Source organism: Algisphaera agarilytica, assembly GCF_014207595.1.
Taxonomy (GTDB): Bacteria; Planctomycetota; Phycisphaerae; order Phycisphaerales; family Phycisphaeraceae; genus Algisphaera; species Algisphaera agarilytica.
The window spans coordinates 1,129,160-1,140,073 of the sequence record NZ_JACHGY010000001.1 but is presented as its reverse complement, the minus strand read 5'-3'; the positions used below and the strand labels follow the sequence as shown (position 1 = coordinate 1,140,073).

Below are 10,914 nucleotides of genomic sequence, written 5' to 3'. Positions count from 1 at the left end.
ATAGTCATCATATTTTGATTCGGCCACATCTTTGCCGAGAAAACGCGGTTTTTTATCTCTTTGTCGTATTTTTTACGGTATTTGGGTCACGTGGGCCGCGACGCCAAACCGTTGGTGACGAGTCGGTTAGGGCGGGGGATAGGAATGGATGCGTGGCCGAAATGAATCGCGATCCACGCGCCGTGAAGCGTGAGGTGAGCGGTGAATCTGCCGTCGGCGAGTCGTGGAGTCCTAGGCCCCCTTCACCAGCGGATAGCGGCGTTCTAAATTCTCGGCGGCGGCTGCTCGGCCCGAGTCCCGGAGCTTCTGAAGGTACCGCGTCAGTTCTTCCGATCGTCGGCCGTGGATGTACGAGCACGCGTGGTACGGGCCGCCTTCGCGGAGCACCGTGCGCATCGGATCGGTCACGTCGGCAGAATCGCGGGCGATCTTGGACATCGCCTCGTCGTGCCACCCCGACAAACGCCAGTTCGCCTCACGCAGCACCTCGGGATGCGCATCGGCTAGGTTGTGCTGCTCCTGCGGATCGCTGGCCAGGTCGAACAACATGTGATCGGGGAAGGGGTGGAACCCATCGTGGTAGGTCCGGATGTAGAGCCAGCGGTGATCGCCTTCGTCGAACCGGACCGAGCGCTGACACACGTGAGCACATTGCGACAGGACCAGCTCGTCGCGCCCCTGGGCTTTGCCTTCGGTAACGGTCGGGGTAAAGCTGCGCCCGTCCCAACCCGCGGGGGTCGGTTCGTGTTCATCCGACTCGCCCAGCAGCTCGAGGCAGGTCGCGGGCCAGTCGAGGTGGTAGTGCAGGCCGTCGTCGGTGGCGCCGGCCTGGCCGCCGGGCCATTTCAAGATGAAGGGGATGTGGCAGGTGGCGTGGTCGGCGGTGCCGTGTTCGCCGTAGATCTCTAGTTCGCCCTGGTTCTCGCCGTGGTCCGCGGAGATGATGATCGCGGTGTCGTCGTACACGCCGGCCCGCTTGAGCTGGTCGACGAGTTTGCCGACCGCCTCGTCCACGTAGCGGATGGCCACGTCGTAGCCGTCGATCCATTGTTTCAGGGACGCACGGTCGGTGATCCGCCGCGGCAAGCGCGGGTACCGATCGGAATCGGCGTCGTGATACATGTCGAGGTCTTGCGCCGAGTGCGGCCCGCCGCGGGCGACGTGTTCTGCGATCAACTCATCCGTGTACCAGTCCGCGATCGGGACATCGTCGAACGGGTTGCCGTAATCGAGCGGTGTGCGGTAGGGCGTGTGGATGTCCCAGTAGTTCAGGTGCAGGTACCAGGACGGCTCAGCAGCGTGGGCGTCTAGCCAGCGCTCGACCACGGGCTGCACGGTTTCGACAGGTTCCTGCCCGCCCTCGCCGGTGTTGTGCATCTCGTTGAAACCCGCGTAGTACTGGTGGGCCGCATGGCGTTGGCCGAACGGCGAGATCATCGCGGTGTGGTAGCCGCGCTTCTGCAGCATGCGGGGGAAGCTGTGCTCTTCGAGGACGGAGCGGAAGCCGCGCGTCTCGCCCTGCCGTTTGGGATCGGCCGCGGTGCCGCCGTGCCCGACCACGCCGGTGCGGATCCCGAAGCGGCACTGATACAACGCGGTCCGCGACGGCAGGCAGGGGGCGTCGGAGCAGTAGACGTTGTCGAAACGGATGCCCTGCTGCGCGATCGCGTCGATGTTGGGCGAGGTGTTGCGGTGATAGCCATAGCAGCCCAGATGCGTCGGGTTGAGGGCATCGAGGTCGAGATAAAGAATGCGGGTCATCGGTGAAAAAACTCCGGACAATGATTCAGTGAGATCGCAACAACCTTCTGCCTTGCGATCATATCAATGGTGCACCGCGACAGGACCCGGCGGTGAGCCAAGCGGGCCCACTTCTCCAAGCCGGCCGGGATGAGTTGATCGTTGGCGGCTACTCGACCTTGGGCCCGATCTCCGACCACCAGCCGAAACGCGGGGATTCGACGGTGCCTTGCCAGGCGTCAAAGGTTTCTTGCAGGCGGGCCGCTTCCTCGGGGTAGGCGTTGACCACATCGGTGGCCTCCCGGGGATCATCATCCAGGTTGTACAGCTGGGGCGGGTTGTTGCCGCGGTCCTGGATGAGTTTCCACGAGCCGGACCGCACCGCCCACATCGCGTTTTGTCGCCAGAACAGGGTGCGTTCCGCCAGGGGTTCTGCGTTTCGTTCGCCGGTGAGGTAGGGCAGCAGGTTGATGCCGTCGAGTTCCCAATCGGATTGAACTTCGCCGCCCGCAACGCTCACGAGCGTCGGCACGAGGTCGAGGCTCGACACGGTGCCCTCAAGGGTTTCGCCGGCGGGCAGGCCGTTAGGCCAGCGGAAGAACAGGGGCGTACGCAGGCCACCTTCCCAGAGCGTGCCCTTGCCCGCGCGGACCGGGCCGTTGTCCGCCCACGCCGGCTTGTTCTTTTTCTGCACGACGCCGCCGTGGTCGCTGAGGAAGATGATGAGCGTGTTGTCCACCAGGCCGTGGGCTTCGAGGCTTTCGTGCATCCGGCCCACCGCGCGGTCCATCGCGATGATCATCGCGTCGTTCTGGATGTACGTGGGGTTCAACATGATCTACTTCCTGGCGGCGTTGCAGAACGTGAGCAAGGACCTGATGGAGGCGGCCGAGGTCGACGGGGCGGGGCCGTGGCAGCGGTTCCTGAACGTGACGGTGCCGGCGATCCGTCCGGTGGGAACGTTCGTGGTGCTGCTGTCGTTCATCGGCAGCGTGCAGCTGTTCGAGCTGCCGTACCTGCTGGTGGGCCCCGACGGCGGGCCGGGCAAGAAGGGGCTGACGCCGGTGATGCACCTGTTCAGCAAGGGCTTCGACGCGGGGGACCTGGGGTACGCCAGCGCGATCGGTTGGCCGTTCGCGTACCTGATGTTCTCGGCGTTCAAGACCAAGGAGGCGTTCTTCAGCGGGCCGTTCTGGCCGGTGGAAGAAGACGGCGGTTGGTGGGCGGTGGACTGGTCGGGCTTCACGTTCACGAACTTCACCCGGCTGTGGAGCGAGGTGAAGATCGGCGAGGCGTCGTTCATGCGGGCGGTGCTGAACTCGTTCTTCTTCGCCTCGGTCATGAGCGTGGTCGGCACGCTGGGCGCGGCGATGGGGGGCTACGGCCTGGCGATGTTCAAGTTCAAGGGCCGGGAGTTCATCACGACGGTCGTGCTCGGCGCGTTGGTCATCCCCGGCGCTTTGCTGATCGCGCCGGGCTACTTCCTCTTGTTCCAGCTGGGCTTGCTCGACAGCTACGCGGGCCTGATCCTTCCGGGGGTGGCCCCGGCGTTCGGGGTGTACCTGTTCCGCCAGGCGTTCATCTCGTCGCTGCCGCACGAGATGATGGAGGCGGGGCGGATCGACGGTTGTGGCGAGTGGCGGATGTTCTTCCAGATGGGCCTGCCGATGGTCAAGCCGATGGTGGGGGCGTTCGTGCTGATCACTTATCTCGGCACGTGGACCAACTTCATCGGCCCGCAGATCATCATCCAGACCCCCGAGAAGTACCCGCTGGCGGTTGCGGTCGCCCAACTCCGCGGCCCGTTCAGCATCGAGTACGGCATGATCATGGCCGGCACCCTCGTCGCCATCGGCCCGGTCCTGGCCCTGTTCCTCTTACTCCAAAAAGACTTCATCGCCGGACTCACCGCCGGCGCCGTTAAGGGATAAAAAGCACAACAAAGCGGTAAGCAATTCGCTTAGTTTGGGGCGACTTGGAGCACCGAGATCAGATGTGTTGGTTTATCTGCACGCTGCGGATCGGTCCGTCGTGTGCCGGATCGAAGCGGAGTGTTTTCTTAAGTACATACCGTCTCTGGGTCGGCAGAGTAAGTCCTATGCGGTATCTCCATCGCCAGCCGAATGCGGCTAAGTGATGTCTGCTCGGTCAGGTGTCAGAGAAAGTTGTTTTCAATAAGCAACTCCTTCAATTGAGGTTGAGTGATGCCGTCCCGGTTGCCACTGGCACGTTGATCGTAAGCAGTGGAATCCCTCGATACCGAACCGCCCGAGGTAGTGGTGGGAGATATCTGGGTTTGTATGGACAGCATTTCGAGGTGTTCCGAATAGTCGGTGCATTGTCATTTCTTCATTGGCGTGTATCGCGGATTCGGAGCTACTCCCAGCAAATTTGGCAGAGTTTGTTGTACGGCGACGTATAGGTGTAGACCGAACGAGATATGCCATGTATTTCAGAATAAAAATACTGGTTATTGGCGTTAATCCGGATACGTTCAGGAGTTCGAGATAAATAAGCTTTAACTTCTACGCAATCGAATCCCCCTAATTATTGCTCGGTGCAAGAAGGTATTGGCCACATGGCAGTTATGAGGGATCAACGACCGAACATCCTGATACTAATGACCGATGAGCAGCGATTCGATCAGCTGGGTTGTATCAATCCCTCGCTGCATACCCCCAATCTCGATCGGCTTGCGGCGGACGGCGTTCTCTTTGAGAACACATACACAACCAACCCTTCGTGTGTGCCGGCACGGGCATCGCTGATGACGGGGCAGTACCCGTCACAGTGCGGCGTGCCCACCTACGTCACCTATCTACCCGACCATGAAAAGACATTCATGACTCGCCTGCGCGACGGCGGATACACCACGGCCGTGGTCGGCAAACAACACTTTGGGCCAACCGCCATCGACAAGGGCTACGACTACGAAGAGATCATCGATCCGCACTTCGCCCCGGACAATCTCGCGGAACACCTTGGCGAAAACAGCTGGTTCGACTACCTGGCAGCAAACGGCGTGTCGGGACTCAACGACTTGGCCGAGCCTTTGTTTCCGTTCGTGCAGCGGTGGAAGGCGGACCCCGGTTTTCATATAGACACGCATATCGGCCAGCAAACCCTGCGATGGCTCCGCGAAGATCGCCCTCACGACAAACCCTGGTTCATGTTCAGTTCGTTTTCGGGGCCGCATATGCCTTTCGATGGCCTGGGCCTTCCGCATGAACGTTGGTATGACGATACAGAAATCGACATGCCCCAAACAACGGTTGAAGACCTGAAAAATAAGCCGCCGCACCAGATGGTTGCCCACGGCACCACGGAACCTGGCGCTTTATCCGATGAACAAATCCGCCAAGCCCGGCTTTCAAGTCACGCGAACGTCTCGCTGATTGATGAGCAAATCGGCCGAATGATCGATTACCTCAAGGCCGAGGACCTGTATGACCAGACACTCATTCTGTTCATCTCCGATCACGGCGACTATCTCGGCGATTTCGGCAAGCTGGGCAAATCGCAGTGTCTTGCTGAGGTGTTAATTCGGATCCCGTTGATCTATAAGCCCGCAGGCCCCACTGCGGCAGGTGTTCATCACTCGGCCTTCGTCAACCTCGTTGACATTGCCCCCACGTGTATGGCGGCGGCAAAACTGGATCGGCCGGGGGAATGGCTGGGGCGCGATCTGGCGGATGTCGCGTCGAATGATGACCGCCCGCCCGCACAGCCCGACCGGATCTACATGGAAGTCGGCCGGATCCGCGGGTTACGGGTCGGTGATTGGAAGATCAGCCATTACTTCGAGCGAGACTACGGCGAACTCTACGATCTCGCCTCGGACCCATGGGAAAAGAACAACCTATGGGCATCACCACAACACTTTGCAAAACGCGAGTCGATGCGTGCCATGCTGCTCGACGAAGTCATGCGACTCAGCCCTCGCCACAAAGCACCGTGGAACGACCAATCCGACCCGCCGTCGCCTGAAATCTGAACAACGCCAAAGCGCCCACGCCTCATTGGGAGGCGCCTGCTGACCCAGAACCCCCACATGTGACAACCCGCTGGATTGTCCAAATCCCCATCCCTAGGCTCAAATGCCACGCCGGTGGGGCACGATTGCCGCAACATGGCAATTCTTCCAAGAAATAGCCCTGCGTGCCACAAAATCGCCCCTTCTGGGGGTTGTAGCCCAATTTCGACGCCCGAAACCATGTGTTCACAGGGCTTCTGAACGAGCTCGTGATGGCGACGAAAAGTCGAAACGACCATGTCGATTGGTGATCCCGCTATTCATCGAATCGGGCACCCTCCCTAGATTATGAATGCACGTTTCGGCGGCAGCGACATAGCTCGTTGTCCCGAAAATCGGCTTCGGCTTGTCGAAGCTCCGCCCCGGACTCTTTCGTCATCACCACCGTCACTTCAGTCTTCTGCCAAGGACTTCTCACCATGCTTTCTACTCCCAACCGTCGTACTCGGCATGCTTTCACGCTCATTGAATTGCTGGTTGTCATCAGCATCATTGCCCTGCTCATCGGCCTCCTGCTTCCGGCCCTTGGGGCCGCGCGAAAAACCGCGCGGCAACTGGCTAGCAGCACTCAGCTGCGCGGCATCCAGCAGGGGATGGTTGTGTTTGCTCAGAGCAACAAATCGGGCACGCGAGACGGCTACTTCCCGGGGCTCAACCCCGACGGCACCGTTGCCAACAACCCTTTCCCGGGCGGCGGCGACCCCTACTACACCGGCGGTAACAAGCGGAAGCTGCCCCAGGTCCGTTTCGCGATCATGCTGAACGAAAACCTGTTTACACCTGAATACATCCTGAATCCCGCTGACCCGGGAGCAGAGGAAGCGTCGCCGGGTGTTGGTCCGACCGACTTCTTCACCTGCCAGCACTACTCCTACGGCATGCTCACGCTGGGCGGTGCTCAAGCGGCCAGCCTCGAATTGCCGGCCAACCAAGAAGGCCGTAAAGCCGAGTGGCAGGAAACCCTGAACAGCCAGGCGGTTGTCGTCGGCGATATCAACACCGGCAACAACGTCGGGGATCAAGCCAGCTCTTGGTGGACCGAAGAAAATTCCGGCGAGTGGGGCGGCGGTATCGTGAAGAATGACAACAGTACTTCTTATCAGCCGACGACTATCGTTGAAAATACAAAACTCGGAAACCTGCCTGTTAACCAATCCGACAACATCTTCTCGAATCAGGCCGCTCCGGCCAACGGCGGTATGGACAAGGGTGAAGACGTGGTGCTGATCTTCGGAAGCGCCACAAGCAACAACCAGGAAGACTTTCGTAACGACCCCAACCCTTGATGGTTTCAGGACAGCGGGTGGCTACCTGGCATAGTTTGAAGTCACTTTACGTCGGCTTGAATCTCGCCCGGACAAGATAAGCGCCCGCACCGGTATTGCTAGTTGACACATCAAGGCATTTCGCTGATCGCAATATCGCTCCGTATCCGTATCTAGTAATCGCTATTGACCCGGCTTCGGCCGTTATCGCGGAAATACCCATGAATCTTCGACTTCTACTGACCCTACTTGTTGTCGCAATCTCCCCGGCAGTGCGGGCAGACGACCGTCCCAACATCATCTTGATCCTCACCGACGACCAGGGCTACGCCGATGTCGGTTTTAACGACTCACCCGACATCATCACCCCAGAACTCGACAAGCTCGCACACGACGGCGTGATCTTTACCTCCGGTTACGTGGTCCACCCTTTCTGCGGCCCGTCGCGTATGGGGATGTTGTCGGGGCGTTACCCCCACGAATTCGGCGGCCCCTACAACCTGCCCCCGAACCGCTACGGCCCGAACGACTGGGGGATCCCCGTCTCCGAAAAACTCATGAGCAGTACCCTTCAAGACGCGGGGTATTACACCGGCCTGATCGGTAAGTGGCACCTGGGCAGCACGGCCCCGTACCACCCCAACAAGCGGGGCTTCGACGACTTCTACGGCTTCCTGGGCGGCGGCAAGGAGTACTTCCCCGACAGGTTCCACGCCCAGTACGATCTGCAGATCGCCAACGGCAACAACAACCCGTGGGACTACCTCCATCCGCTGGAGCACAACGGCCAGGAAGTCAGAGAAACCGAATACGTGACCGACGGTTTGTCGCGCGAGGCTTGCCGGTTTATCCGTGAAGCCGGCGACAAGGATCAACCGTTCTTCCTCTTTGTTTCCTACAACGCACCACACACGCCGCTGCAGGCCAAAGAAGAAGACATGGCCATGTTCCCCGACATCACCGACGAGCAACGCAAGATATACGCCGGCATGGTGTACGCGGTCGACCGCGGTGTGGGCGAAATCGTCGACACGCTGAAAGACCAGGGCGAGTTCGAGAACACCCTGATCGTTTTCCTCAGCGACAACGGCGGTCGTACGGATAAGGGCGGCAACAACGCACCGCTCCGTGCGGGTAAAGGCAGCACCTTTGAGGGTGGCTTCCGCGTTCCGATGTTCATGCACTGGCCCAAGGGGATCGAGGGCGGACGGACGTATCGCCACCCGGTCACCGCGTTGGACTTCTACCCGACGTTCGCCGGGCTAGCGGAAGCCGAGATCCCCAGCGACAAGGAACTCGACGGCCTGGACATCATGGCCTCGGTACAAGATGGAAGCTCGCCCAGCGACACACGGATTATCTACACCGTGAACCACAAAGCCGGCTACAGCGATGTGGGTGCCCGGATGGGTGACTTCAAGGTGGTGCGTTTCAACCACCGTCCGTGGCTGCTCTACAACGTGGCCGAAGACCCCGGCGAGAACAACAACCTGCGTCAGCGCTATCCCGAAAAGATCAAAGAGATTGTCGGCGAGATGCGTGAGTTGGCCAAGCAGCACACCGAGCCCGGCTGGTTCCATGCTCCCGAAGCACGCGAACGCTGGATCAAAGAAGATATGCCCAAGTACGAGAAGACCTTCTCGACCGATCTCGATTAATACCTCTTGGGAAGCGATAACCGAAGACCATGCTGAGCACCCTTTACCCTGTTCTTATCAACGGCGAACAGCTCGAAGCCGACGCCACCGCAACCGTGATCAACCCCGCCACCGGGCAACCGGCGGGCGAGGTCCCCGACATCAGCCCTGCGCTGATTCAGCAATCACTCGTTGCCGCAGAGAAGGGGTTCCAGGTCTGGTCCACGATGTCGCCTGCGGCGAGGCGCGAAATCGTCTTGCGGTATGCCGAACTCATCGAAGCCGAGAAAGATCGACTGATTGATCTCTTGATCTCGGAAACCGGCAAGCCGCGTGACAACGCGGAGTACGACTTCGGGATGCTCACGACGTGCTTGCGGTATTTCGTGGAGGAGGCCGAGCGGCTGGATCAGCCCGTTCTGCACGATCCGGATGGCCGGTTCCTTCACTACACGCTGCGTCAGCCCTTGGGGGTTGTCGTCGGCGTTTTGGCCTGGAACTTCCCACTCCTCAACCTGGGATACAAGCTGGGCCCCGCGCTCGCGGCGGGGTGTAGCGTCATCCTCAAGCCAGCGCTGGAAACCCCGCTGGCCTCGCTTGAAGTTGGCTACCTAGCCAAGAAGGCGGGGCTGCCCGACGGGGTCGTCAACATAGTGACCTGTTCGGACCACGACGTCGTGGGCGGCCTGCTCGAGAGCGACATCCCCTCACTGGTGACGATGATCGGCTCGACACGCGGCGGCCTGCAGGTCATGGATCGTTCGTGCACCAGCGTGAAACGATTCTCCGTTGAATTGGGCGGCAACTCGCCTGCCGTCGTCTACCCCGACGCCCCGATCGAAGACGCGGCCCGGCAAATCGTGGACCTCAAGTTCGCAAACACCGGCCAGGTCTGTGTGTCCCCCAACCGTTGCTTTGTTCACGAAAGTATTTACGAGGCATTTCTGGACGCCGCGGTTCAACACACCACCAGCCTGAACAAGATCGGCCCCTTGGTCTCCGCAGAGGCACGCACTCGCATACTCGGCCTCGTGGAAACCGCCAAAGAGGGCGGAGCCACGGTGCTTTGTGGTGGCCACGCGGAGGACGGCCCGGGCTTTTTCATGCCTCCCACCATCCTCCGCGATGTCGATCGCTCGATGTCGGTGGCCTGCAGCGAGGTCTTCGGCCCCGTGTTGTCCGTGCTGCCGTTCTCCGACACCGACAACGAGATCGCATTGGCGAACGACACCGAGTTTGGTCTCGCGGCCTACGTGTTCACCACCAACCTCACCAAAGGGTTGCGTGCGGCACGGGAGATCAAAGCCGGGAGCGTTTGCATCAACGAGCCGCACTACAGCGTGCAACTCCCGCACGGCGGCCTCAAGCAGAGCGGCGTCGGAAAAGACTGCTCGAAGTACAGCCTTGAGGAATACCTCACGCTCAAGCGTGTTTCGATTCAGATCGATCCGACGTAACCCTATTCGCTCGCCCCAAGCGGTTGGAGTACCAACCCGAGATTCAGGACTCGATACGACAACACCATGCACAACGCCTTCCCCAACCATCTCATCGAACGGCTTGAATCCACCCGCGTGGTGGCGGGCTTCTCGACAGAAGAAGTCGACGACGCGGTCGCCACGGCCAACGCGTTGTACGACGGGGGCATCGATGCGTTGGAAGTGACGTTGCGAACCCCCGCGGCGATCGACGGAATCCGCGCGATCGCCGAAGCGCGGCCCGAGATGTTGGTGGGAGTCGGCACGATCCTGACACCAGACCAAGTCCACCAAGTGAAAGATGCGGGAGCGGCCTTCGGGGTCGCCCCGGGTCTCAGCCCCCAGGTGATCCAAGCCGCACGTGACGCGGAGCTTCCTTTCGCTCCGGGGGTCATGACCCCCAGCGACCTGACCCAGGCGATCGAACTGGGCTTGCGTTTCGTCAAGCTCTTTCCCGCCGAGGCGGCAGGCGGCAAAGACTATCTAAATAGCCTGGCGGCACCGTTTGCCTCTTACGGCATCCGCTACTTCCCGTTTGGTGGCGTGAAGAACGAAAACGTCGCCGACTATCTCAGCCTTCCGGCGGTCGCAGCGGTGGGGGGCACGTGGATCGCGCCGGCGTCGATGATTGCCGCGCGTGATTGGGCGGGAATCACGCGACGGGCCGAGGAGGCGCGGGCCACGGTTGAGCGATTAGCGCTATCAGAAGTTGCTTGAGGTGAAGACCACCTCAAGCCAAGCCCCGGTGATGGATCCCGGCG

At 60.5% G+C, this 10,914-nt stretch carries 8 protein-coding genes; 6 read left to right on the top strand and 2 right to left on the bottom strand.

What is annotated here, in order from left to right:
* Nucleotides 1–231 precede the first annotated feature (231 nt).
* Nucleotides 232–1,761 (bottom strand): sulfatase family protein, encoded by a 1,530-nt coding sequence (locus tag HNQ40_RS04865; RefSeq protein ID WP_184676752.1) that lies wholly within the window; start codon nucleotides 1,759–1,761, stop codon nucleotides 232–234.
* 148 nt (nucleotides 1,762–1,909) lie between these two features.
* Nucleotides 1,910–2,575 carry a sulfatase-like hydrolase/transferase gene (locus tag HNQ40_RS04860; RefSeq protein WP_184676751.1) on the bottom strand — a complete coding sequence of 222 codons (666 nt, stop codon included), beginning with the start codon at nucleotides 2,573–2,575 and terminating at the stop codon, nucleotides 1,910–1,912.
* Here HNQ40_RS04860 and HNQ40_RS04855 point away from each other — a divergent pair.
* From HNQ40_RS04855 to HNQ40_RS04830, 6 genes are all read left to right on the top strand, one after another.
* Nucleotides 2,574–3,671: an ABC transporter permease gene (locus tag HNQ40_RS04855; protein ID WP_246402774.1), complete on the top strand. Its 1,098-nt coding sequence runs from the start codon at nucleotides 2,574–2,576 to the stop codon at nucleotides 3,669–3,671. The two genes, HNQ40_RS04860 and HNQ40_RS04855, sit on opposite strands and share 2 nt — an antisense overlap.
* A gap of 647 nt (nucleotides 3,672–4,318) precedes the next feature.
* Nucleotides 4,319–5,734, top strand: a complete 1,416-nt coding sequence (locus HNQ40_RS04850) for a sulfatase family protein (RefSeq protein ID WP_315852785.1) — start codon at nucleotides 4,319–4,321, stop codon at nucleotides 5,732–5,734.
* Between the two features lie 458 nt (nucleotides 5,735–6,192).
* Nucleotides 6,193–7,059: a type II secretion system protein gene (locus tag HNQ40_RS04845; RefSeq protein ID WP_184676748.1), complete on the top strand. Its 867-nt coding sequence runs from the start codon at nucleotides 6,193–6,195 to the stop codon at nucleotides 7,057–7,059.
* A gap of 200 nt (nucleotides 7,060–7,259) precedes the next feature.
* Nucleotides 7,260–8,696, top strand: coding sequence for a sulfatase family protein (locus HNQ40_RS04840; protein ID WP_184676747.1), 1,437 nt, complete (start codon nucleotides 7,260–7,262; stop codon nucleotides 8,694–8,696).
* Nucleotides 8,697–8,725: 29 nt separating this feature from the next.
* Nucleotides 8,726–10,132: an aldehyde dehydrogenase family protein gene (locus HNQ40_RS04835; RefSeq protein ID WP_184676746.1), complete on the top strand. Its 1,407-nt coding sequence runs from the start codon at nucleotides 8,726–8,728 to the stop codon at nucleotides 10,130–10,132.
* A gap of 66 nt (nucleotides 10,133–10,198) precedes the next feature.
* The gene (locus HNQ40_RS04830) at nucleotides 10,199–10,870 is read left to right on the top strand and encodes a bifunctional 4-hydroxy-2-oxoglutarate aldolase/2-dehydro-3-deoxy-phosphogluconate aldolase (protein ID WP_184676745.1); all 672 of its coding nucleotides are present in this window, start codon (nucleotides 10,199–10,201) and stop codon (nucleotides 10,868–10,870) included.
* Nucleotides 10,871–10,914 lie beyond the last annotated feature (44 nt).